Raw genomic sequence first — 22665 nt, 5'->3', positions numbered from 1 at the left:
GGTAACGGCGAACTGGCCTCGCACGACGGACGATTGCTTGCTGACAGCTCGTCAACCTCCCTACATTCCCGGCCGTGTGCAACGAGCACCGCTCGGGTACGTCCGCCGGTCGCGCAGAGCAGGACGGCGCGCAGCACCACCGCGGCGGACGGGGTGGAGCGCGACACCCGCGTCCATGCGCGGGAAGCGCCCCGCCCTGGGGGACCCCGGGTCCGTGGAGAGGGATCTTCATGTCCGAATGTGCCGACACCACGCGCGGCAGCGCCCGGAAGACGCGTACGACGGCGGTCCTCGCCGGGGCGGCGCTGCTCGCCCCGCTGGGTCTCCTGGCCCTCACCGGCACCGCCTCGGCGGCCGACAGCGGAGTGTGGGACCGCATCGCCAAGTGCGAGAGCGGCGGTGACTGGCACATCAACACCGGCAACGGCTACTACGGCGGACTCCAGTTCGCCGCCTCCACCTGGCGCGCCTACGGCGGAACCGCCTACGCGGCGACCGCGGACCGGGCCTCCCGGGCCCAGCAGATCGCCGTCGCCACCAAGGTCCAGCGTGCCCAGGGCTGGGGAGCGTGGCCCACCTGCTCCCGTCGCGCCGGCGCGACCGGCAGCGCGCCCGGCGCGCCCTCCGCCGACGCGGCCGCGACCGGATCGACCCCGCGGGTCACCCCCGCGCGCCCGGAGAAGTCCGTCCAGGCGGCCCCGTCGCGGCCCGTCGGACACGCGGACCGAGGTTCGTCCCGCGGCGACTACACCGTCCGGCAGGGCGACACGCTGAGCGGGATCGCCGCCCGGCACGGGACCACCTGGCGGCAGATCTACGCGGCCAACAAGGCCGTCATCGGCGGCGACCCCGACATGATCGTGCCGGGCCGGCGCCTCGACCTCTGACCCCGCCGCCCGCCGGTCCGCCCTCCCGTCAGGCGAGTTCGGCCGCCTCGCCGCCGAACGCCAGTGTCCCGCGCCGCAGTTCGTACACCAGGACACCCGGCACACCGCGCAGCCCCGGCGGCAGGCGCTGTTCGGCGACGACCACACAGGCGTCGAGGCGGCTCAGCAGCGCGTACGTGCGGGCCGCGACGGCCGGTGACATGCCCTGGGTGGGTTCGTCGACGAGGACGACCCGCGCGGGGGCCGACAGGGCACGGGCGAGGGCGAGCATGCGCTGCTCTCCCCCGGAGAGGGTGCCGGCGCGGCGGGGGAGCAGGGCTTCCAGCCGTGGGTAGGCGTCCAGGGCGTACGAGAGGTCCGGCGCGGCCAGTTCGAGGTTCTCACGCACGGTGAGCGAACCGAAGACGGCCCGGCGCTCGGGCACGAGGACGAGGCCCCGCCGGGCCCGCTCGTACGCCGGCGTCTGCGTGACGTCGGCCCCGTCCCACACGACGGCGCCGCCGGATAGCGGGACCGTGCCGGCGAGGGCCCGCAGCGCCGTCGTACGGCCGGAGCCGTTGCGGCCGAGCAGCACGGTGAGACCGGGGCCCGGGGCGGCGAGGGTGAGGCCGTGCAGGGCCTCCAGAGGGCCGTAGCGGACGCGGGCGTGGCGGAGGGCGAGGAGGGTCATCGGTCCACCGCCGGGTCGAGCGGGTCGCGCGTGCCCGGTGTGCGCAGGACGTGGCCGGCGGGGCCGGAGGTCACGATCCGGCCCGCCGTCATGACGTGCACGACGTCCGCGAGGTCCGCGACGAGGTCGAGGTCGTGCTCGACGACCAGCAGGGCCATGCCGTCGTCCGCGAGGGCCCGTAGCACCCGGGCCAGGGCGGCCACCTCGGCCGTGTCGAGCCCGGCGGCGGGTTCGTCGAGCAGCAGCGTACGCGGGCCGCCGGCGAGCGCCCGCGCCAACTCGACCCGCCGCAGTGTCCCGGTCGGCAGTCCGGCCGCCGGCGCCGTCCGCACCGCCCCGTCCAGCCCGAACAGCCGCAACGCCCGCTCCACGGCTGCCGGATCGGCGCGCCGTCCCTGCTCGGCGCCCACCCGTACGTTCTCCGTCACGGTCAACGACGGGAAGACGGCCGGCTGTTGAAACGTCCGGGCGATGCCGAGCCGGGTGCGGGCGTGTGCCGGCAGCCTCGTGATGTCCCGTCCGCCGAGCCGCACCCGCCCCTGCCCCGGCCGCAGCGTCCCGGCGAGACAGTGCAGGAGGGTGCTCTTCCCGGCACCGTTGGGCCCCACCACCGCGCTGACCCGCCCCGGCGGCACGTCCAGATCGACACCGTCGAGGGCCGCGAGGCCGCCGTGGACGAGACGGAGGCGGCGGGCCCGCAGGACAGGGGGCGGGGGAGGGGTGCCTGAGAGGGCTGTGGGCTGTGCCTCGCGCACCTCCGCGCGGGGGGTCGCGGACCCGCCCTGGTCCGCCTTCACCGGACCGTCTGCCGAGGGGCTCGTGAACGCCTCGCCCGTCCCCGGCCCGCCGCTCGCGGCACTTTCGGAGAGGGGCGCCGATGCCCCGTTCTCGCCCCGCCCGTCCCTCGCGGCGCTCCCGCCGACCGCCATGCCCGCGCGTACCCGCTCCCGGGCCCGTGCTCCCGTCGGCGTCAGCTCGTGACGGTGGTCCGGCCCCGGCCAAAGTCGGGCGACCGCCGCTCGTACCACCTCGTGGGGGCCGCCCGGGAAGCGGCCTGTCAGGACGGCCAGGACGCCGATGAGTGCCGCCGCGACGCCACCCTTAGTGCCCGCGTCCAGGCCCACCAGGAGGGCGGCCGCCGCGAGGGCGCCGAGTGTGCTGTCGGCGCCCAGGACGACGATCGCGGCGAACCAGAGGAGGCCGCGGACGGGGTCGTAGGCGCCGGGGTCGAAGGCGCGGACGCCCATGGTGAGCATGCCGCCGCCGAGGGCGGCCAGGGCGGCGCCCGTCACGAACGCCGCCAGCTTCAGCGACGGGACAGGCACGCCCGCGGCCGACGCGCCCGACTCGTGGTCCCGCAGGGCGGCGAGGGCCCGGCCGGCGCGGCCCCGGCGCAGGGCGTGGGTGGCCAGCAGGGCCAGGGACAGCAGCCCCAGTTCCAGGACGTAGTACGCCCGGTCGTCCTCGAACCCCGGGGGGCGGGTCGGGGTCAGGCCCGAGGTCGCGTACGGCTGGGCGAAGACGAAGCGGCTCACGCCGACGCCCACGGCGAACGTGGCGAGGGCCAGCGCCAGACCGTGGCGGCGGATGGCGGGCCAACCGGTCAGCAGGCCGAGCGGGGCCACCAGGAGGACGGCGACCAGGAGGGCGGTCAGTTCGGGGAGAGCGGGAAGGAGGGGGAGGCGGCCGCTCGACAGGAGTGCCGTGAAGAGCGCGCCCAGACCCGCGTACGCCGCCTGGCCCAGGGAGATCTGGCCGCCCCGGCCCGTCACCACCACCAGGGAGAGCAGGACCACGCCCAGCGCCGGCACCTGGACGGCCGTGTGCAGGTCCTCGCCCGCGAAGCCCAGAGGGATCAGGAACAGCGCGAGCGCCACGATCCACGCGCCGGCGGGGGTGCGGACCCGCGCGGTCGCCGTGCGGGGCAGAGCGTCTCGGGTCCCCACGCCGGGCAGGACGAGGGCCGCGACCAGCAGGGCGACCACGAAGAGGTTCGCGCCCACGGCCTGGACCAGCGGTTCCGCCCGGCCCGACGGGTGGAACCGGGTCAGCTGGCTCTGGGCGACCCCGATCCCCAGCGCGACCAGCACGGCCACCACCAGACCGCGCATCCGGGCGGCGACCGCCACGGCGACCACCTCCATCACCAGCAGCGGCAGGCCGTACGGGTCGAGGCGGACGTAAGGGGCCAGCAGCACGCCCGTCAGGCCCGCCGTGAAGGAGCCGAACGCCCAGCCCGCGGCGGCCACCCGGTCGGCGTCCACACCGCCGAGGACGGCGAGGGACCGGTCGTCGACGACGGCGCGCAGCTCACGGCCGAAGCGCGTCCAGCGGGTGACCGCGCCGACGGCCGCCACGACGGCCACGGCCACCGCCAGCCGGTCCCAGGGGTCGGCGGACAGCACGGTCGGCACGTCGTCCCGCGCCCCCTGCCCCCACACCAGCACGGCCCCGCCGACGAGGAGGACGAAGACGCCGATCGAGGCGACCAGCGTCTGTGCCGGGTCGCCGCCGAGCACGGCGAGCGGGCGGAAGACGAGGCGCTCCAGGGCCAGGCCGAGGGCGGGGGCGACCAGGAACAGGGTCAGGAGGGTGCCGAGCCAGAGCGGCCGTCCCCACTCCACGGTGAACTGGCGCAGCAGATACGCGCACACCATGGCGATCGCCCCGTGCGCGAAATTGAGCACGCCCGTGGCCCGGTACGTCACGATCAGGCCGATGCCGGTGAGGGCGGCGGCGCTGCCGACCGACAGTCCGGCCGACGTGAGGTCGTACGTCAGTGAGGCCATCAGCCCTCCGCGGGCCCGGCGGGGTCGCTGCCGGCGGGTGCCTCGCAGACGGGGCAGGGGCGCAGTTCACCGCCGGTCAGGACGCGCGAGTCCACCGGCACCGCCTCCGCCTTGCCGGCCACCAGCGGGCAGTCCGCGCGGTGCCACAGGGTGCCGCCGGGCACCATCAGCAGCCTGCCGCTGACGGCGAGCGGGGCGGTGGCCGCCTGCCCGGACGCGTCGGCGCCGGACGGCTCGGCGGCGACCAGGAGGCCGTACAGCTCCTCGACCCGCGAGGCGGCCAGGGCGCTTTCGCCGTGGGCGAGGAGGACCGCGCCCGCGATGATCAGCGCGGCGCCGGGGACCGTGCAGGAGGCCAGGTAGGGGAGCTGCCGTTCGGCGAAGCGTTCGCCGGAGATGCCGTACCAGCCGACGACGCACAGCACCGCCCCGCCGGCGAGCGCGGCCCAGCCGGCCCAGGCGGCCCACGGAAAGGGCCGCACGCTCCGAGGTCGGGCTGTCCGCATCCGGGCCTCCACACGTCGTGTGTCTGTCCATCTCAGCCGATGGCTTGCACTATGCCCCCTGCAACCTGACCCTGAAAGCACCGGGCGTCGACCGCCCGGACCGACACCCGGTGGTGAGCCAGATGGTTCTCGGGAGCGACCTCAGGCGGGGATACGGGCGCGGGCCCGCAGCGGCGGGACGGGGTACGGCTTTGGCGGCCGCCCTGGTCCTCCTCCTCGCCCCGGCCCTCGCGGCGTGCAGCGACGACAGCGGTGGCGGTGGTGACTCGGCGCCGCCCACGCCGACCGTGGAACGGACGACCGAGGAGCCCGGCGAAGCGACCGTCTCCGCGAGCGGGCCCGCGGACACGGCGGCGGCCGAGAAGCAGATCAAGGAGAACTGGAAGACGTTCTTCGACCCGGCCACCTCCACCAAGGAGAAGCAGGCCGTGCTGGAGAACGGCGACGAGATGGGCCCGGTCCTCGCGGCCTTCGGCGGGGACGAACGCGGCGGGCAGGTGGAGGCCGAGGTCCAGAAGGTCACGTTCACCTCGGCGACCGGCGCCGACGTGACGTACACGCTGCTGCTGGAGGGCGCCACGGCCCTGCCGGACGCGGCGGGCACGGCCGTCGAGCAGGACGGCACCTGGAAGATCTCCGTCAAGACGCTGTGCGGGCTGGTCGCGCTGAGCGGTAATGCGACACCGGGTCCGGGCTGCTGAGACGGCCGCCGCGGGCCTGCTGCTCCTGCTGGTGACGGCATGCGGCAGCCGGCTCCCGGAGAGCGACTTCGAACGCCGGGACGGCACCACGGCGTCGGCGGGCGCGGAGCCGTTGCGCGTCGGGATCATCACCAGCGTCACCAGCCCGGTGGGCGGCACCGCGTTCACCGGTCCGCGCGACGGGGCGAAGGCCTACTTCGCCGCGCTCAACGCGCGCGGGGGCATCGACGGCCGCCGGGTCGAGGTGCGGGAGTGCGACGACGGGGGCAGCGGCGTCGGCAACAACGAGTGCGTGCACCGGCTCGTCGAGGAGGACGGCGTGGTGGCGCTCGTCGCCACCACCGCCCTCGACTACGCGGGCGCCTCCCGCGTCGCCCGCGCGCGCGTGCCCGACATCGGCGGCCAGCCCATCGGCCCGGCCTACGACACCTATCCCTACCTCTACAGCGTCTACGGCAGCCTCGCGCCCCGGAACGGCACGACCGGCTGGGACGGGAAGCAGTACGGCGGCACCGAGGTCTATCGCTACTTCGCGCGCGAGCAGGGCGCCCGCACCGCCGCCGTGGTCTCGTACAACCAGTCCGCGTCGGCCGCGTACGCGCGCCTGGTCGTGCGGGGGCTCAGGGCCGAGGGATACGAGGTGGTCACCGAGCAGGTCGACTTCGCGCTGCCCAACTTCCGCGCGGTGGCCGCCGACATCAAGGAGCGGGACGTGGACCTGGTGTTCGACGCCATCGACGGCCACGGCAACGCCCGGCTGTGCGCGGCGCTGGACGCCGCGGGCGTCGAACTCACCGCCAAGGTCACCAACGTGCAGAACTGGACCTCGACGATCGCCGAGGACTACGCGGACGCCCCGCACTGCCGCAACGCCCTGTGGGCCACCGGCTCCAGCCGCAACCACGCGGACGGCGAGGACCGGGCCGTACGGGAGTTCCGCGACGCGACGAAGAGTCTCGGGACGCACTCCCAGTGGCAGCTGGAGGGCTGGGCCGCCGCGATGTGGTTCACGGACGCGGCGCGCTCGTGCGCCGGGAGCGGGGAAGGCGTCACGCGCGCGTGCGTCGACCGCTTCATGCACCGCGACGAGCCCTACAGCGCCGACGGGCTTCTCGTGCCCGTCCGCTTCGAGCGGCTCACCGAGCCGCCGAGGACCCGCCGGACCTGTGTCTCCGTGGCCCGCTGGCAGGACGGGAAGGGGTGGGTGGGCCAGGGGGACATGAACGACACCTGCTTCGACGTTCCACAACTGCCCTACAGCCCCTGATGCGTTGAGCGGCGAACAGGTTCCCTCATCCCGCTATCGATCGGGCAACCGTTCCAGCACAAGTTGATGATGCCTTCCAACCATTCCCAGGGATGCCGGGTCTAAGCGGGTGGTGGTGGACCAGCACCGCCATGAACGGATGACCGGGGAAATCAACGGATGACCAGGGAAATCAGGGGGTTCGGGGGACGCATGCACATTTCATTCCTCATACACAACGCGTACGGCATCGGGGGAACGATCCGGACGACGTACAACCTCGCGAACACTCTGGCCGAACAGCACGACGTGGAGATCGTCTCCGTCTTCCGCCATCGTGACGAGCCGGTGTTCGACGTCGATCCGAGGGTGCGGCTGCGGGGCCTCGTCGACATCCGGGCGGGCGGCGCGGACAAGGGGCACGCCGACCTGCAGCGCCCCGCCAAGGTCTTCCCGCGTGCCGAGGGCCGTTACGGCCAGTACAGCGCCCTGACCGACCGGCGCATCGCCGAGCACCTCGCCTCGGTCGACGCCGACGTCCTGGTCGGCACCCGCCCCGGGCTGAACGTGCACATGGCCCGGCAGACCCGACGCGGGCCCGTCCGTGTCGGCCAGGAGCACCTCACGCTCGACAGCCACTCGCCGGCCCTGCGCGCCACGCTGCGCGGCGCCTACCCGCGGCTCGACGCGTTCACCACGACCACCGAGGCCGACGCGCGCGCGTACGGCGCGAAGATGCGGCTGCCCGGCGTCCGTCTGGAGGCCGTGCCCAACCCGGTGCCGGCGCCGGGCATCGACCCGGCCGACGGCTCCGGCAAGTGGGTCGTCGCCGCCGGTCGGCTCGCGCCCGTCAAACGCTACGACCTGCTCGTCAAGGCCTTCGACACGGTCCGTCAGGAGCGGCCCGACTGGCGCCTGAGGATCTACGGCGGCGGCAAGCAGAAGGACAAACTCCGTTCCCTCGTGGACAAGTTGGACCTCTACAACCACGTGTATCTGATGGGCCCCGCCACCCCCATCGAGCCCGAGTGGGCCAAGGGTTCCATCGCGGCCGTCACCTCCAGCCTGGAGTCGTTCGGCATGACGATCGTCGAGGCCATGCGCTGCGGACTGCCGGTCGTCTCCACCAACTGCCCGCACGGCCCCGGCGAGATCATCGAGGACGGCGTCGACGGCCGTCTGGTCGAGGTCGGCAGCGTCCCGGCCATCGCCGACGGTCTGCTGGAACTCATCAACGACGACGACAAGCGGCGGCAGATGGCGCACGCCGCGCTGCAGGACTCCGAGCGCTTCGACCCGTCGCGCATCGCCGAACGCTACGAGACGCTCTTCGGCGACCTCCTGGCCCGGGGAGGTGCCTCGCCGTGGGGCCGGGTGCGCGGCTCACTGCACCGCACCCGCGGTGCTCTGCTCGGCAGCGCGTACGCCGTTCGGGGTGCCGGACGGTCCGCCCGCTCCGCGATCAGGAAGGCCCGCACCGCATGATGACGCTGGCTCCGCGGCGGCCCGCACACCGCGACGACCAGGACGACAGGGCCGTGCCCCCGCGCGCCGACTGCGTCGCCGACTTCGCCGGCGGCCTGACCTTCGACCTGGCAGGGCAGGACGTGACGGACGCCGCCCACCTCGTCCTCCTCCTGCGCGACAGCGACCGGAAGGTGCGCCTGCCGCTCACCCCGGCCGGCGACGGCCGCCTGCGGGCCGCGCTCCCCAGCAGCATGGACGTCCCCGAGGGCCGCTGGGACGTCTACCTCCAGGTCGCCGACGACGAGCCGTTCCGGCTCTTCCCCGGCCTCAACGACCTGCGCTCGCTCGTCGACCGCGCCCCCGCGGCCACCACCGGCCGGGTCGCGGTCCGCATCCCGTACGGCACCAGGCACGGCAACCTCAGCATCCGCAGCTGGGAGCGCTCCCCCCACGCCGAGGCGGGCGCCCTCCACATCGGCGACGACGGGCTGGAGGTGACGGTCCGGACGTACGGTGCCGAGCCCGCGCCCGAGGCGTACGCCGAGGTCACCGACCGGGCGGGGGCAGCGCCCCCCGTACGGGCCGGCCTCGTACCGGACGACCGGGGTGGCCTCCGTTTCACCGTGGCCTACGGCGAGCTGCGGCCCGGCACCTGGGACCTGTGGCTGTGCCCGCAGGGGGAGTCCGGCCCGCGGGTGCGCGTGGCGCGGCTGCTCGACGACATCGTCGAGAAGACACCTGTCCTCGTCTACCCCGGGAAGCGGGTCGAGACCGGGCACGGCCCGGTGGAGGCCGTGCCGTCCTACACGGCCGACAACGACCTGTCCGTCACGGTCGTCGCCGTGAGCCGAACCGAGCGCATGCCGAGCTGATCGAGCGGGGTGGTTCAGCGGTCTTCAGCGGTCGAGGACACGACCTGTCCTCGACCGCTGACAGACTCGCCCCATGTTGGAGACATCGGCACGACTGCTACGACTGCTCTCGCTCCTGCAGGCCCACCGCGAATGGTCCGGCTCGGACCTGGCCGACCGCCTCGGGGTCACCGCGCGCACGGTCCGCCGCGACGTGGACCGGCTGCGCGAGCTGGGCTACCCCGTCAACGCCAGCCCCGGCACGGGCGGCGGCTACCAGCTCGGCGCCGGGGCGGAACTGCCGCCGCTGCTCCTCGACGACGAGGAGGCCGTCGCGGTGGCCGTCGGGCTGCGCTCGGCCGCCGGGCAGGGCATCGACGGCATCGGCGAGTCCTCCGTACGCGCCCTCGCCAAGCTCGAACAGGTGCTGCCGCACCGGCTGCGCCGCCGGGTGGGCGCCCTGAACGCCTTCACCGTGCCGCTGCTGCGCGGCCCCCGGCTCTCCGCGATCGACCCCGGGGTGCTCACCGAACTCGCCAACGCCTGCCGGGACGCCGAGCGGCTGCGCTTCGAGTACCGCGACCACTCGGGCGCCGCCACCCGCCGTACCGTCGAGCCGCACCGCCTGGTGTGCACGGAGCGCCGCTGGTACCTGGTCGCCTGGGACGTCGACCGGGCCGGCTGGCGCACCTTCCGCGTGGACCGGGTCACGCCCACGCCGCCGCACGGCCCGCGCTTCACCCCGCGCGAGCCACCGGCCGAGGACCTCGCCGCGTACGTCTCCCGAGGGGTCTCCACGACGGTGTACGCCGCGCACGCCGTCGTACGGCTGCTGGTGCCCCTGCATGAGGCCGCCGAACTGATCTCGCCCTCGGCGGGCACCCTGGAGGCCTACGACGAGCACAGCTGTCTGTTGCGCACCGGGGCGCCGAACCTCGATGTGATGGCCATTCACGTGATGATGACCGGCGTCGACTTCGAGGTCGTCGAACCGGCGGAGCTGACCGGCACCATCAGGACTCTCCGGGACCGCCTGTCGGCCGCTCTTGACCGAACCGGGGATGCGGCGTCCGCTCCTGGCCCTTCCGGGTCTGGGGCGGCGTGATCGCCGCGAACCTCGGATGGTGCAGGTCGAACGCCGGCGCCTCGGAGCGGACCCGGGGCAGCGTCACGAAGTTGTGGCGCGGCGGCGGGCACGAGGTCGCCCACTCCAGCGACCGGCTGTAGCCCCACGGGTCGTCGACGTCGACCCGCACGCCGTACCGGGAGGTCCGCCAGACGTTGTAGAGGAACGGGAGCGTGGACATGCCCAGCAGGAACGCGCCGATCGTCGAGATCGTGTTCAGGGCCGTGAAGCCGTCGGCGGCCAGATAGTCGGCGTACCGCCGTGGCATGCCCTCGGCGCCCAGCCAGTGCTGCACCAGGAACGTGGTGTGGAAGCCGACGAAGAGGGTCCAGAACTGGATCTTGCCGAGCCGTTCGTCGAGCATCTTCCCGGTGAACTTCGGCCACCAGAAGTAGAACCCCGCGAAGGTGGCGAAGACGACCGTGCCGAAGACGACGTAGTGGAAGTGCGCGACCACGAAGTACGAGTCCGTGACGTGGAAGTCCATCGGCGGTGACGCCAGGATCACCCCCGTCAGCCCGCCGAACAGGAACGACACCAGGAAGCCGGTCGCCCAGAGCATCGGTGTCTCGAAGGACAGCGAGCCCTTCAGCATCGTGCCCGTCCAGTTGAAGAACTTCACCCCGGTCGGCACGGCGATCAGGAAGCTCATGAACGAGAAGAACGGCAGCAGCACCGCGCCCGTGGCGAACATGTGGTGCGCCCACACCACCACCGAGAGCCCGGTGATCGCCATCGTGGCCCCGACCAGCGTCAGATAGCCGAAGATCGGCTTGCGGCTGAAGACCGGGATGATCTCCGTGATGATCCCGAAGAAGGGGAGGGCGATGATGTAGACCTCGGGGTGCCCGAAGAACCAGAACAGGTGCTGCCACAGCAGCGCGCCTCCGTTGGCGGCGTCGAAGACCTGCGAGCCGAACCGCCGGTCCGCCTCCAGCACCAGGAGCGCGGCGGCGAGCACCGGGAACGCCATGAGGATCAGGATCGACGTGAACAGCGTGTTCCAGGTGAAGATCGGCATCCGGAACATGGTCATGCCGGGGGCGCGCATCGCGATGATCGTGGTCAGGAAGTTCACCGCGCCGAGGATCGTCCCGAAGCCGGACAGCGCGAGCCCCATGATCCACATGTCGGCCCCGATCCCCGGCGACCGTTCCGCACTGTTCAGCGGCGCGTAGGCGAACCACCCGAAGTCGGCGGGCCCCGACGGCACCAGCAGCGAGCCCATCACGATGAGCCCGCCGAACAGGAACAGCCAGTACGACAGCATGTTCAGCCGGGGGAAGGCCACGTCGGGCGCGCCGATCTGCAGCGGCATGATCTCGTTGGCGAACCCGGCGAAGGTCGGTGTCGCGAAGAGCAGCAGCATGATCGTGCCGTGCAGGGTGAACAGCTGGTTGAACTGTTCGTTGTCCACGATCTGTGTGCCCGGCCGGGCCAGTTCGGCCCGCATCACCAGCGCCATCAGCCCGGCCGCCAGGAAGAACAGGAACGACGTGACCAGGTAGAGATGGCCGATCTTCTTGTGGTCCGTCGTGGTCAGCCAGTCGACCGCCACCCGCCCCGGCGTCCTCGCCTCCACGGGTCGTGCCACCGCCTGTACGGTCTCGGTCCCCATCGCTCGCCCCTTCGCCGCCGCGTCCTGGGCCCGTGCCGCACGCCATGATGCTCGCGCCCCCGTCGCGCCGACAGGGGGCGTACGGGGGAAGTGTGCGGGAACCGTGTATTTCCCATGGGGCGGGAGCTTCCGGCAGCCGTCCGGTAATCGGTGGGAAAAGGCTGGACATGCACCGGACACACACGGCCCGGACAGCTTTCCGACGGGCTATTCGCGATGGTGCCGAAGTGCCCGGGAATTCCGTTCGGCAGCACGAGGAAGGTGTTAGGAACCGCTCGTACGTGTGACTGCGTTGGGCCGAAACGGGTGTCGTGGTTCTGTGACAGAAGCGTGACGGCGGGGGGACAGCGGAGCTCCGGCCGCCTACCGTGGCGGACATGGCACCGATTCCCACCCCCTCCGAAGAACCCCGGGACGACCCCGACGCGTACGTCGGACTCCAGGCGCCGGACGCCGAGCGCCGAGCCGTGGAACACGGCTGGTCCACCGTCAGAAAGCTGCCGCCGGGAGCGATCATCACCATGGAGTACCGCTTCGGGCGGCTGAACCTGGAGGTCGAGGACGGCCGGGTGAGACGCGCCTGGAAGGGCTGAGGGCCGCCATCGCGGGCCCAGGACGAAAGGCCCTCGGGCCCAGGACGAGAGGCCCTCGGGCCTAGGACGGACAAAGGCCCGGCTCATGGCGAGCCGGGCCTTTCACCGTGCGGGGCATGGGCTGTGCGTACCGGGCCCCGCCGTCTCGTGTCAGCCGCCCGCGACCGGGCGGGCCGGGGTCGCGTTGTGCGCGACGCGGTCGGCGTGGGGCGGCCGGCGGGAGCCGGTCGGGGTGACCGGGGCCCTCTCCGACCTGGTCAGATGAGGTCCGGTGGACAGGTGCAGCGGCACGATCGGCGGATGGGCGGCGCGGGCCGCGATGCCGGTCTCCCGGACGGTCGCGGGCTCCTCGACGTGCCCTCGCACCACGGCCGTTCCCACCGGTGCGGGTGCGGGTGCGGGCGCCGGGGCCGGGGCCGGCACGGGTGCCGTACGACGGTCGCGCCAGCTGTCGCGCAGCGAGAAGATCCAGACCTCGGCGCGGGCGATCAGCGGCTCGAACCAGGGCAGGGCCAGCATGATCAGCAGACCGGCGGCCCAGCCCAGCAGGACGTCGCTCAGCCAGTGCGTACCGAGATACACCGTGGTGAGGCCGACCCCGAGCGAGATCACGGCGGACAGCGCGGACAGCCAGCGCCTGGCCCTCGGCGTCGACGCCAGGTAGGCCAGGATGCCCCAGGTCACCACGGCGTTGGCGGTGTGTCCCGAAGGAAATATGTCGCCGCCGAGCCACATCTCGTTGGCGCCGATCTCGGTGGCGTAGTGCGGGCCGAGCCGGCCCATGCCGATCTTGGCGGCGCCGACCGTGATGTTCAGCAGCAGCAGCGAGACACCGAGCGCCAGCATCGGGCGCAGGGTGTGCTGTCTCCAGGAGCGCCAGCCCAGCCAGGCGGCGACCATCACCGCGGTGGGGCCGCGCTGGCCCAGGACGACGTAGTAGTCCAGGAAGGCGTGGATCTGCTGCCACTGCTGGTACGGCCGGAAGAACATGATCTGCCAGTCGAGCCGGACCAGCCACGAGGTGATCACGACGGCCCACACGATGGCCACGTAGAAGGCCAGGGTGGAGGCGAAGAGCACCACCCGGTGCCGGGTCATCCCCGGCACATCGATGTGAGCCGGTCGTTCCGGCTCACGGTCCAGCCTGGAGAAGACCCGGTCCAGACGGGTCGGCTTTGGTTCGGTACGCACTCAATCGACGTTACAGCGAGTGAGCTCGGACGCGGCGTGAATCACCGGCTTTGTGATGACGCCGTGATGTGGGATTCCTCTCATATTGATGTTTATTTCTGCTGAATGATGAATCGTTGCGCCACTTGGCCTTCAATTCCATGGCCTAATACAGACCGGTCGTTTTGCGGCCCTTTTGAATTCGTTCACCGAATGCTTGCGTGGAATTACCCGTTCGCTCGCGGTCCGTGGCCGGCCGGTCAGGGTGGACCCGAGCCGTTCAGCCAGAACGCCCCGTAGAGGGCCGACACCACCCCGACGGCCCCGACGATCGCCGCTGACCTGGCAGTACGCGCTCCGGCGAGGGCCCGGGCGAGGGGCAGCAGCAGCGGGAAGGCCGGCATCAGCAGCCGGGGCTTGGAGCCGAAGTAGCTCGACGCGCACAGCGCCAGCGCGGTGACGACCCCCGCGTAGACCAGCAACGACAGCGGCTGCCCCTGCCGTACGCACACCGCGTACAGCCAAATGATCAACGCCACTCCGATGATCAGTCCGACACCCGCCAGGGCCGACGGGAACGACGTGAACTTGTCGGTGACGAAACGCGCGAAGGCGTAGCCGCCGTCGAAGCCGTTGCGCCACCCCGCCTGGACGTCGAGGTAGCCGAGCGGGCCCTTGCCCGTGTGTAGGCCGACCCACAGGACGTACCCGACGGCCCCCAGGGGTGCGAGGAGCGTCCCGAGGGCGCGTGGCCAGCGCCGAGCGCCGTCCGGCGCCTCGGCACTCCGGCTCCGTCCGGACGGCGGAGCGGGTGCGTGTCGCCGGTCCCGTACATACGACGCGATCGCCGCCGCCCAGAGTGCCGCGACCACCGCGAGCCCCACCGGGCGGGTCAGCCCGGCCAGGGCGGCCAGGGTGCCCGCCGTCACCCAGCGGCCGGTCAGGACGGCGTACAGCGACCAGGCGGCCAGCGCGGTGAACAGCGACTCGGTGTACGCCATCGACTGCACGATCCCGACCGGCAGCACGGCCCACAGCAGGACGGCGCAGACGCCGACCCGCCTGCCGTACACCTGGTCGGCGACCGCGAAGATCCCCCAGGCCGCGGCGAGCGAGGCCGACGTGCCCACCACCAGGCCGGCGTGGGCGTACGACAGCGGGGTCACCGCCGACACCGCCCGCTCCAGCCAGGGGAGCAGGGGGAAGAACGCCAGGTTCGAGTGGACGTCGCCGTTGGGCAGGCGCACCTCGTAGCCGTAACCGAGTTCGGCGACGCGCGTGTACCAGAGCGAGTCCCAGCGGGCCGACAGCAGCGTCCACGCGCTCTTGTCGCGTGCCGCGCTCCACCCGGCGAGGGCGACGAGGCCCAGGGCGCGCACGGCGGCGTACCCGAGGAGCGCGGGGGCGGCCCGCCTCGGGGAGGGCGGCGCCGGGCGCGTAGCAAGATCGGTCACGCGCTCGATTATCGGCGGAGCCGGGAACCGGCCGGGACGTCTCCGCGTGGTGGGCCGTGGTGGACGGCGACGGGCGAGCCGCAGGGGAGCCACGGACGAGTGACGAAGGAGTCATGGAGGACCGGTGGACGGCCCGGGGCGTGGCGTATGCCACATCTCACATGAGGGTTCCATGAGACACCCGCCACTCTTCACCGGCCGGGACTCGCGTACGCTGACGGCTCGCTCGCCTTTCGTTGCGCGGGTCCGGGACGCCGCTCCTCCCGGGCCGTGGCCGCAGGGGAGTCCCCACCCCGTGGTTCCGCCGAACGCGAGAGCATTCTGGGAGGTACGTACATGTCCGGGACGCCCACGGCCGCCGCACGACGCCGTCCGGGCACCGGGGCCGATGCCAACCGCTGGGTCGTCCTCGTCGTCCTGTGCGTCAGTCTCCTGCTGGTCGCGGTCGACGCCACCGTGCTGCACGTGGCGGTCCCCGCCGTCACCGAGGACATCAGGCCGAGCGGCATGGAGCTGCTCTGGATCGTCGACGTCTATCCGCTGGTCTGCGCCTCGCTGCTGATCCTCTTCGGCACGCTCGGCGACCGGGTCGGCCGCAGACGGATCCTCCTTCTCGGATACACCCTCTTCGGCGTCGCCTCCGGCCTCGCCGCCTTCGCCGACAACCCCCAGGTCCTGATCGCGGCCCGCGCCCTGCTCGGCGTCGGCGGCGCGATGATCATGCCCGCCACGCTGTCGATCCTGCGCCAGGTCTTCCCCGACCGGCGCGAACGGGCGCTCGCCATCGGCGTCTGGAGCGCCGTCGCCGCCGTCGGCGCGGCCGTCGGACCGCTGCTCGGCGGGTTCCTGCTGGAGCACTTCTGGTGGGGTTCGGTCTTCCTGGTCAACATCCCGCTGATGCTCGTGAGCCTGCCGATCGGACGGCTGCTGCTGCCCGAGTCCACGGGCGACCGCGACGGACCCTGGGACGTGATCGGCGCCCTGATGGCGGCGGTCGGTCTCTTCGGCGTCGTCCTCGCGGTGAAACGGCTCGGCGGCGGACACCCGCCGTTCGACCCGGGCACCGCGCTCGCCCTCCTCGGCGGCGCCGGCCTGCTGACCGCGTTCGTGCGACGGCAGCGGCGCCGGACGCATCCGCTGGTCGACCTGCGGATGTTCGCCCGCCCCGCGTTCAGCACCTCGGTCGGCTGCATCGTCCTCGCGATGCTCGCGCTGGTCGGGCTCGAACTGATCGCCGCCCAGTATCTGCAACTGGTCCTCGGGCTCTCCCCCCTGGAGACCGGGCTGCGCCTGCTGCCGCTGACCATCGCCGCGATGGCCGCCGGGCTCGTCGGCTCCCATCTGCTGCACCGCTTCGGGCCGCGCCGCATGGTCTGCGCCGGCTTCTGCCTCACCGCCTTCGCGGTCGTCCTGCTGACTGCCATGGGACGCCACGACAACGCGGGCCTGCTGCTCGCCGGATTCGTACTGCTGGGCTTCGGCCTGGAGACGACCCTCTTCGGCGCGTACGAGTCGATGCTGAGCGAGGCCCCGGCCTCCTCGGCGGGCGGGGCCGCGGCGATCGGCGAGACCTCGTACCAGCTGGGCGCCGGTATCGGGATCGCGCTCCTCGGGAGCGTGATGAACGCGGCGTACACGCCGGGCCTGTCGTCCGTGCCGGGGGTGCCGTCGTCGGCCTCCGCCGCCGCCGGACACTCGCTCGGCGAGGCGTACGAGGTCGCGGACCGGCTCGGCGGCCCCTCGGGGGAGGCGTTGCGGCACGCCGCCCGGGACTCCTTCGTCCATGGGCTGCACATGACGCTGCTGGTGAGCGCGGCGCTGCTGGTCCTCGGTGCGGTGATGGCCCTCAGGCTGCCCCGGGGGATGGAGTGCGGGGCCGCCGCGGACCTGCCGGGCCCTCGGGAGGCCGAGGCGGCGCCGTCCGTGCGCGCGGAGTCGATGCGCTGAGCCGCCGCGGCCTCCCGTCGGTCGTGGTGCGGTGGAGTCGGGGCGCGCGGTCCATGGGTAGTGTGCTGAGCACCGCTAGTTTTATGAGCCGGAGGTTTCCCCATGGCCGCGCCCGCGAAGTCGCCGTCCTTCGATCCCGCCGATTTCCTCGGCCTCGACGATTCTCTCGACCCCGAGGACCTCGCCGTGCGGGACACCGTGCGCAGTTGGGCGGCGGACCGGGTGCTGCCGCGGGTCGCCGAGTGGTACGAGCGGGGGGAGCTGCCCGAGATCCGGGAGCTGGCCCGGGAGTTGGGCGCGATCGGGGCGCTCGGGATGTCGCTCCAGGGGTACGGGTGCGCCGGGGCCAGTGCCGTGCAGTACGGGCTCGCCTGTCTGGAACTGGAGGCGGCGGACTCGGGGATCCGGTCGCTCGTGTCCGTGCAGGGGTCGCTCGCGATGTACGCCGTCCACCGCTTCGGCAGCGAGGAGCAGAAGCGGGAGTGGCTGCCGCGCATGGCCTCCGGCGAGGTCATCGGATGCTTCGGCCTCACCGAGCCCGACCACGGGTCCGACCCGGCGTCGATGCGGACGTACGCCGAGCGCGACGGCGGCGACTGGGTCCTGAACGGGCGGAAGATGTGGATCACGAACGGGTCCGTCGCCGGGGTCGCCGTGGTGTGGGCGCAGACCGAGGAGGGCGTGCGGGGGTTCGTCGTGCCCACGGACACCGCCGGGTTCTCCGCGCCGGAGATCAAGCACAAGTGGTCCCTGCGTGCCTCCGTCACCAGTGAACTCGTCCTGGACGACGTGAGGTTGCCGCAGGACGCCGTACTGCCGGAGGTCAGGGGACTGAAAGGCCCCTTGAGTTGTCTTTCGCACGCCCGCTACGGAATCGTGTGGGGTTCGATGGGCGCCGCGCGGTCCTGTTTCGAGTCGGCCGTGGCCTACGCGCGGACCCGGGAGCAGTTCGGGAAACCGATCGGCGGATTCCAGCTCACCCAGGCCAAACTCGCCGACATGGCGGTCGAGTTGCACAAAGGGATTCTGCTCGCCCACCATCTGGGGCGGCGGATGGACGCGGGACGGCTCCGTCCCGAGCAGATCAGTTTCGGCAAGCTGAACAACGTGCGAGAGGCGATCGAGATCTGCCGTACCGCCCGGACGATTCTCGGCGCGAACGGGATCTCCCTGGAGTACCCGGTGATGCGGCACGCGACGAATCTGGAGTCGGTGCTCACCTACGAGGGCACCGTCGAAATGCACCAACTGGTGCTGGGCAAGGCGCTCACCGGTTTCGACGCCTTCCGGTGAGCCGCGTCGGACGATCGCGGACCGGGGGGCGCGCCGGCGAGCGGCCCTGCCTCAGCTCTGGTTGAAGAAACCGTCGACCGGACGGCTCGCGACCTCGCCGCTGACGATCTCCGTGTCGGCCGGGGTCAGCAGGAACACGCGGTTGGACACCCGCTCGATCGAGCCGCGCAGACCGAAGATCAGGCCGGCCGCGAAGTCGACGACCCGCTTGGCGTCGGCGGCCTCCATGTTCGTGAGGTTCATGATGACCGGGACGCCGTCCCGGAAGAGCTCGCCGATGTGCCGGGCGTCGCGGAAGCTGTCCGGCGTGACCGTGCCGATCCGGCGGCCGTGGTCCTGCGCGGACTCGGACGCCACCTTGACGCGAGGGTCGGTGACCCAGGCCTCGCCGGAGCCGGACTCCCGCTCATCGGCGTAGTCGTCGTCGTAGTAACGCTCGTCGTCGTTGTCGTCGACGAGGCCAAGCCAGGCACTCGCCTTGCGCACCGATCCCATGGACGCCTCCTCTCGCAGCGGTCTTTCGTGCTTTCCGCATCCCTATCGTCGTCCATGATGCGGATGTCTCGCCAAGTGGATAGACGCCGCACGGGGGTTTCGTGACGGTACTGGTGCAGAACGAATTCGTCGAGAGTCCATGTGCCCCAAGGGCTTCGCTGTACACACCTGCTGACAGGGAGTGAAATAATATTGTTCGCGGCGTTTGGGTGAGTCGGGGGCCGACCGGGTGAACGTTCCGGCGGCTACGATGCCGCGACGCCGACGGGCATGCGGCTGCACGCGAAGACACGGGGGAGTGTCGTGTTCGGAATAGTGAGGCCCTGCGGTCATCGCCTCGGCGAAGGGCTGCGTACGCAATGGATGGCGCATCTGTGCGGTCTGTGTCTCGCATTGCGCTCGGACCATGGGCAGTTCGCCCGGGTTGTCACCAATTATGACGGCCTGCTGGTCTCGGTTCTGACGGAAGCTCAGGCCGGGCCCACCACCGGACGGCGGCGCACCGCCGGACCCTGTCCGCTGCGCGGGATGCGCACCGCCTCCGTCGCCCAGGGCGAGGGCGCGCGGCTCGCCGCCGCCGTCTCGCTGGTGCTCGCCTCCGCGAAGGTCCGTGACCACGTCGCCGACGGGGACGGACTGCTCGCGCGCAAGCCGGTGGCGCACGCCGCGCGCCGGATCGCGACGAACTGGGGGCGCGCGGGGGCGCGTACGGGATCCGACCTCGGGTTCGACACGGCGGTGCTGGTCGACGCGGTGGACCGGCAGCTCGGCATCGAGGCACTCGCCGGGCCGGGCACTGGGTTGCTGACGGTCACCGAGCCGACGGAGACGGCCACGGCGGCGGCTTTCGCCCACACCGCGATCCTGGCCGGACGACCGGGCAACGCCGAACCACTCGCCGAGGCCGGACGGCTCTTCGGACGGCTCGCCCATCTGCTGGACGCGGTGGAGGACCGTACCGCCGACACCGCCGCGGGCGCCTGGAACCCGCTGACCGCCACCGGGACCTCGCTCACCGAGGCCCGGCGGCTCGCCGACGACGCCCTGCACGGCATCCGACTCGCCCTGCGCGAGGCCGACTTCGTCGACGGCGGGCTGGCCCATCTGCTGCTGGCGCACGAGTTGCGCAGGTCGGTGGACCGGGCCTTCGGCTCGGTGCCGGTGTGTGCGGCGCATCGGGGCGGCGGGGCGCCGGTGCCGGGTGATCCGTACGCCGGGGGTGGCGGGAATCCCTATGCGGGCCGCGCCGGTGGACCGTACGCCGGCGGGGGTGGCAATCCGTTCGCCGGTGGTGGGGGCTTCGGTGGAGGCGGCGGTGGTGGCTTCGGCGGGGTGCCGTCGCCGCAGCCGCCGCGGCGGCGGGGGTTCTGGGCGGGGTGCGGGATGTTCACCCTGCTGTGCTGCACCTGCCGGATGTGCTGTGCGAAGGAGTACGAGGGCCCCTGGTCCCGGGAGAAGCGCGAGGGCTGCTGCCGGGACTGCGACTGTGACTGCTGCGAGGCGTGTGAGTGCTGTGGTTGTGACTGCTGAGACGGCGGCCGGACGGCGGGGAACGTCGTGGAACGGGCGTACGCGAGGGGAGGCGTGCGTGTGTGAAGGCCAAGGGCGAGAACGCGAACGGCGCCCCTCGGAATCGGGGCGCGCGGTGGGGTCGGCTCAGCTCAACAGGAGGAGGACCACACTCGACCGAAGTCGATGTGGGAGCGCTTGACCAGCCACTGCTGCGGATGCATGGAGCAAGTGGAACAGGCATCCGAGAGTGAGTCAACCGACGTGAGACGGAGCGACCACAGTTCGGACAGCCTTGACAGGGAGGGGAAAGGCCGCCGTACTCTCGGCACAGACCGCTGCTGAGGGGCTCGGTCGCCCCGCGTCCGTCTCCACCGACGCGCTCCGTGTGAAGGCACCCGTGTTCGACTCGGACATCACGGAGCCTTTCGCATGCCGTCTGCCTCTTCCTTCCCCTCCTCTCCTTCCTCTTCTCACTCTGCTTCCTCCCCCCACGCCACGTTCTCCGCGCGCCCGTCCCTGGTGATCGTCGGGGCCGGGCCGCGTGCCACCGGACTGGTCGAGCGGATCGCCGCCAACGCCGGTGAGCTGTACGCGGGCACGGGTTTCGACATCCATCTCGTCGATCCGCACCCGCCCGGGGCCGGGCGCATCTGGCGTGCGGACCAGTCACCGCTGCTGTGGATGAACTCGCAGGCCGAGGACGTCACCATGTTCACCGACGAGACGGTGCGGATGGACGGGCCCGTACGGGAGGGGCCCACGCTGCACGAGTGGGCGGGGCTCGACGGGCGGCTCTTTTCCGACCGGCGCGTACAGGGCGAGTATCTGCGCTGGGTGCACGAGAACGCCGTCGCCGATCTTCCCGAAGGGGTCGCGGTCCACCATCATCCGCGGCGGGCACTCCGGGTGAGCGGACCGGCCGAAGGGCGTCAGCAGGTGTGGCTGGAGGGCCGCCCACGTCCGCTGCCGGCGGATCTCGTCATCCTCGCGCTCGGCCACCTGGACGCCGAACTCGACGACGAGCAGCGGGAACTGGCGGAGTACGCCCGCACCCATGGGCTCGTCCACCTGCCGCCGGACTTCACCGCCGACAGCGACCTGTCGCCGCTGGCCCCCGGGGAACCGGTACTCGTGCGGGGCTTCGGGCTCGCCTTCGTCGACCTGCTGGTGCTGCTGACGGAGGGGCGCGGCGGGTGGTACGAGCGCCACGAGGGCGACGGGGACGAGGAGTTGACGTACCACCCGTCCGGGCGGGAGCCCGTGCTGTACGTCGGGTCGCGGCGCGGGGTGCCCTACCACTCGAAGATCGGGTACGACCTGGACGGCGAACGACCGCCCCTGCCCAGGTTCTTCGGACCGGCCGAGGTCGACGCACTGCTGTCACGGGCGGCCGGGTTCGACTTCCGGGGCGATGTGTGGCCGTTGGTGGAGAAGGAGCTGGGGTTCGCGCACTACCACCGGCTGTTCACGGCGCATCCCGAGCGGACGGCCATGGCCTGGGCGGACTTCGAGGAGAAGTACGCGGCGGCGGACGCGGGCGAGCGGGCGGTGCTGGTGGCCTCGGCGGTGCCGGACGAGGCCGACCGGCTGGACCTGGCCGCGCTGGACCGTCCGCTGGAGGGCGTGAGATACGGGTCGCACGAGGAGTTCCAGGACGGGCTGCGCGGCTATGTCGAGGCCGACCTGGCCCGCCGTCATGACGACTCCTTCAGCGCCGACCTCGGGGTCTTCTTCGGGCTGCTGTCCGTCTACGGGCAGTTGATCCGGCTCGGTGACGTCGGGACCTGGTGGCACGGGTTCTTCAGCTTCCTCGCCTCCGGCCCTCCGGGTCCCCGGCTGCGGCAGCTGCTCGCCCTGTCGCGGGCCGGCGTCCTGCACTTCGTCGGCGCGGACATGGGCGTGGTCGCCGAGGGCGGGGTGTTCCGGGCGTTCAGTCCCACCGTGCCCGGGGGCTCGGTCGAGGCGAGGGCGCTGGTCGAGGCGCGGTTGCCGGAGCCGACGGTGGCCCGGGTCCGCGACGGGCTGCTGCGCGGGCTGTACGACGAGGGGAGTGTCGTCGAGACGGCGGAGGGACTGGTCGCCGTCGACCCCGCGGACGGGCGCGTACTGGACCGGGCCGGACGCCCGCACCCCCGGCGCTTCGCGCTCGGGCCCTACACGAACAGCCGTACACCGGGGGCCTTCACCCGTCCGCGTACCGGTGGCCCCGCCTTCCGGCAGAACGACGCGACGGCTCGGGCCGTACTCGCGGTCCTGCGCGACCTGGAGTGCCGCGCGGCCGCGTGAGGGGGCGGCGTCGTTGTGGGGGCGGGCGGTCGGGCGGAAGCGGGAACGGCGGAG

18 protein-coding genes are annotated in these 22665 nt (G+C 72.3%); 11 read left to right on the top strand and 7 right to left on the bottom strand.

All coding sequences use genetic code 11. The features are described 5' to 3' along the window. Positions 1-230: 230 nt before the first annotated feature. Positions 231-887 (top strand): transglycosylase family protein, encoded by a 657-nt coding sequence (locus ACWCRJ_RS25180; RefSeq protein ID WP_450941404.1) that lies wholly within the window; start codon positions 231-233, stop codon positions 885-887. Positions 888-915: 28 nt separating this feature from the next. Here the strand turns inward: ACWCRJ_RS25180 and ACWCRJ_RS25175 are convergent, their stop codons facing one another. The 3 genes from ACWCRJ_RS25175 to ACWCRJ_RS25165 are packed head-to-tail and all read right to left on the bottom strand — an operon-like array spanning position 916 to position 4852. Continuing rightward, positions 916-1557: an ABC transporter ATP-binding protein gene (locus ACWCRJ_RS25175; RefSeq protein WP_450941403.1), complete on the bottom strand. Its 642-nt coding sequence runs from the start codon at positions 1555-1557 to the stop codon at positions 916-918. Continuing rightward, positions 1554-4346 carry an ABC transporter permease subunit gene (locus ACWCRJ_RS25170; protein ID WP_450941402.1) on the bottom strand — a complete coding sequence of 931 codons (2793 nt, stop codon included), beginning with the start codon at positions 4344-4346 and terminating at the stop codon, positions 1554-1556. Before ACWCRJ_RS25170 ends, ACWCRJ_RS25175 begins: the two co-directional genes overlap by 4 nt. Further along, on the bottom strand, positions 4346-4852 hold the full coding sequence (locus ACWCRJ_RS25165) for a hypothetical protein (protein WP_450941401.1): 507 nt from the start codon (positions 4850-4852) through the stop codon (positions 4346-4348). The genes ACWCRJ_RS25170 and ACWCRJ_RS25165 overlap by 1 nt, the downstream gene beginning before the upstream one ends. A 122-nt stretch (positions 4853-4974) precedes the next feature. Between ACWCRJ_RS25165 and ACWCRJ_RS25160 the strand changes: the two genes are divergently transcribed. The 5 genes from ACWCRJ_RS25160 (at position 4975) to ACWCRJ_RS25140 (ending at position 10222) form a co-directional block, all read left to right on the top strand. Further along, positions 4975-5553 carry a hypothetical protein gene (locus ACWCRJ_RS25160; protein WP_450941400.1) on the top strand — a complete coding sequence of 193 codons (579 nt, stop codon included), beginning with the start codon at positions 4975-4977 and terminating at the stop codon, positions 5551-5553. Next, entirely contained in the window at positions 5528-6820 is a 1293-nt protein-coding gene (locus tag ACWCRJ_RS25155; protein ID WP_450941399.1) for an ABC transporter substrate-binding protein, read from the top strand. Before ACWCRJ_RS25160 ends, ACWCRJ_RS25155 begins: the two co-directional genes overlap by 26 nt. Positions 6821-7012: 192 nt before the next feature. Beyond that, on the top strand, positions 7013-8284 hold the full coding sequence (locus ACWCRJ_RS25150; protein ID WP_450941398.1) for a glycosyltransferase family 4 protein: 1272 nt from the start codon (positions 7013-7015) through the stop codon (positions 8282-8284). Beyond that, positions 8284-9138, top strand: a complete 855-nt coding sequence (locus tag ACWCRJ_RS25145; RefSeq protein ID WP_450941436.1) for a hypothetical protein — start codon at positions 8284-8286, stop codon at positions 9136-9138. The genes ACWCRJ_RS25150 and ACWCRJ_RS25145 overlap by 1 nt, the downstream gene beginning before the upstream one ends. Before the next feature lie 73 nt (positions 9139-9211). After that, positions 9212-10222 carry a helix-turn-helix transcriptional regulator gene (locus ACWCRJ_RS25140; RefSeq protein WP_450941397.1) on the top strand — a complete coding sequence of 337 codons (1011 nt, stop codon included), beginning with the start codon at positions 9212-9214 and terminating at the stop codon, positions 10220-10222. Here ACWCRJ_RS25140 and ctaD read toward each other — a convergent pair. Further along, positions 10131-11861 (bottom strand): aa3-type cytochrome oxidase subunit I, encoded by a 1731-nt coding sequence (gene ctaD / locus ACWCRJ_RS25135; RefSeq protein ID WP_450941396.1) that lies wholly within the window; start codon positions 11859-11861, stop codon positions 10131-10133. The two genes, ACWCRJ_RS25140 and ctaD, sit on opposite strands and share 92 nt — an antisense overlap. Positions 11862-12238: 377 nt before the next feature. Here ctaD and ACWCRJ_RS25130 point away from each other — a divergent pair, with 377 nt between their 5' ends. Next, positions 12239-12454, top strand: coding sequence for an I78 family peptidase inhibitor (locus ACWCRJ_RS25130; RefSeq protein ID WP_046914709.1), 216 nt, complete (start codon positions 12239-12241; stop codon positions 12452-12454). A 150-nt stretch (positions 12455-12604) separates the two neighbouring features. On the opposite strand, the gene ACWCRJ_RS25125 is transcribed toward ACWCRJ_RS25130, so the two are convergent. Next, positions 12605-13645, bottom strand: a complete 1041-nt coding sequence (locus tag ACWCRJ_RS25125; protein WP_450941395.1) for a phosphatase PAP2 family protein — start codon at positions 13643-13645, stop codon at positions 12605-12607. A gap of 239 nt (positions 13646-13884) precedes the next feature. After that, a complete protein-coding gene (locus tag ACWCRJ_RS25120) occupies positions 13885-15078 on the bottom strand; it encodes a hypothetical protein (protein WP_450941394.1) in 1194 nt (397 codons plus the stop codon). A gap of 336 nt (positions 15079-15414) precedes the next feature. Between ACWCRJ_RS25120 and ACWCRJ_RS25115 the strand changes: the two genes are divergently transcribed. Both ACWCRJ_RS25115 and ACWCRJ_RS25110 read left to right on the top strand, forming a co-directional pair. Continuing rightward, positions 15415-17025, top strand: coding sequence for an MFS transporter (locus ACWCRJ_RS25115; protein WP_450941393.1), 1611 nt, complete (start codon positions 15415-15417; stop codon positions 17023-17025). Positions 17026-17127: 102 nt separating this feature from the next. Beyond that, a complete protein-coding gene (locus ACWCRJ_RS25110; protein ID WP_450941392.1) occupies positions 17128-18318 on the top strand; it encodes an acyl-CoA dehydrogenase family protein in 1191 nt (396 codons plus the stop codon). Between the two features lie 51 nt (positions 18319-18369). Here the strand turns inward: ACWCRJ_RS25110 and ACWCRJ_RS25105 are convergent, their stop codons facing one another. Beyond that, positions 18370-18813, bottom strand: a complete 444-nt coding sequence (locus tag ACWCRJ_RS25105) for a cell division protein SepF (protein ID WP_450941391.1) — start codon at positions 18811-18813, stop codon at positions 18370-18372. A 303-nt stretch (positions 18814-19116) separates the two neighbouring features. Between ACWCRJ_RS25105 and ACWCRJ_RS25100 the strand changes: the two genes are divergently transcribed. Then, on the top strand, positions 19117-20343 hold the full coding sequence (locus ACWCRJ_RS25100; RefSeq protein WP_450941390.1) for a DUF5685 family protein: 1227 nt from the start codon (positions 19117-19119) through the stop codon (positions 20341-20343). Between the two features lie 501 nt (positions 20344-20844). After that, positions 20845-22611: an FAD/NAD(P)-binding protein gene (locus ACWCRJ_RS25095; protein WP_450941389.1), complete on the top strand. Its 1767-nt coding sequence runs from the start codon at positions 20845-20847 to the stop codon at positions 22609-22611. Positions 22612-22665: the final 54 nt, after the last annotated feature.

Source organism: Streptomyces sp. NPDC002324 (assembly GCF_053593335.1).
The sequence above is the reverse complement of the archived record's forward strand: the minus strand, read 5'-3'. Positions and strand labels throughout refer to the sequence as shown.

Coding starts and splice junctions, on each gene's coding strand:
- ACWCRJ_RS25180 (WP_450941404.1), top strand. CDS start 231: ATGTCCGAATGTGCCGACACCACGCGCGGCAGCGCCCGGAAGACGCGT.
- ACWCRJ_RS25175 (WP_450941403.1), bottom strand. CDS start 1,557: ATGACCCTCCTCGCCCTCCGCCACGCCCGCGTCCGCTACGGCCCTCTG.
- ACWCRJ_RS25170 (WP_450941402.1), bottom strand. CDS start 4,346: ATGGCCTCACTGACGTACGACCTCACGTCGGCCGGACTGTCGGTCGGC.
- ACWCRJ_RS25165 (WP_450941401.1), bottom strand. CDS start 4,852: ATGCGGACAGCCCGACCTCGGAGCGTGCGGCCCTTTCCGTGGGCCGCC.
- ACWCRJ_RS25160 (WP_450941400.1), top strand. CDS start 4,975: ATGGTTCTCGGGAGCGACCTCAGGCGGGGATACGGGCGCGGGCCCGCA.
- ACWCRJ_RS25155 (WP_450941399.1), top strand. CDS start 5,528: ATGCGACACCGGGTCCGGGCTGCTGAGACGGCCGCCGCGGGCCTGCTG.
- ACWCRJ_RS25150 (WP_450941398.1), top strand. CDS start 7,013: ATGCACATTTCATTCCTCATACACAACGCGTACGGCATCGGGGGAACG.
- ACWCRJ_RS25145 (WP_450941436.1), top strand. CDS start 8,284: ATGACGCTGGCTCCGCGGCGGCCCGCACACCGCGACGACCAGGACGAC.
- ACWCRJ_RS25140 (WP_450941397.1), top strand. CDS start 9,212: ATGTTGGAGACATCGGCACGACTGCTACGACTGCTCTCGCTCCTGCAG.
- ctaD (WP_450941396.1), bottom strand. CDS start 11,861: ATGGGGACCGAGACCGTACAGGCGGTGGCACGACCCGTGGAGGCGAGG.
- ACWCRJ_RS25130 (WP_046914709.1), top strand. CDS start 12,239: ATGGCACCGATTCCCACCCCCTCCGAAGAACCCCGGGACGACCCCGAC.
- ACWCRJ_RS25115 (WP_450941393.1), top strand. CDS start 15,415: ATGTCCGGGACGCCCACGGCCGCCGCACGACGCCGTCCGGGCACCGGG.
- ACWCRJ_RS25110 (WP_450941392.1), top strand. CDS start 17,128: ATGGCCGCGCCCGCGAAGTCGCCGTCCTTCGATCCCGCCGATTTCCTC.
- ACWCRJ_RS25105 (WP_450941391.1), bottom strand. CDS start 18,813: ATGGGATCGGTGCGCAAGGCGAGTGCCTGGCTTGGCCTCGTCGACGAC.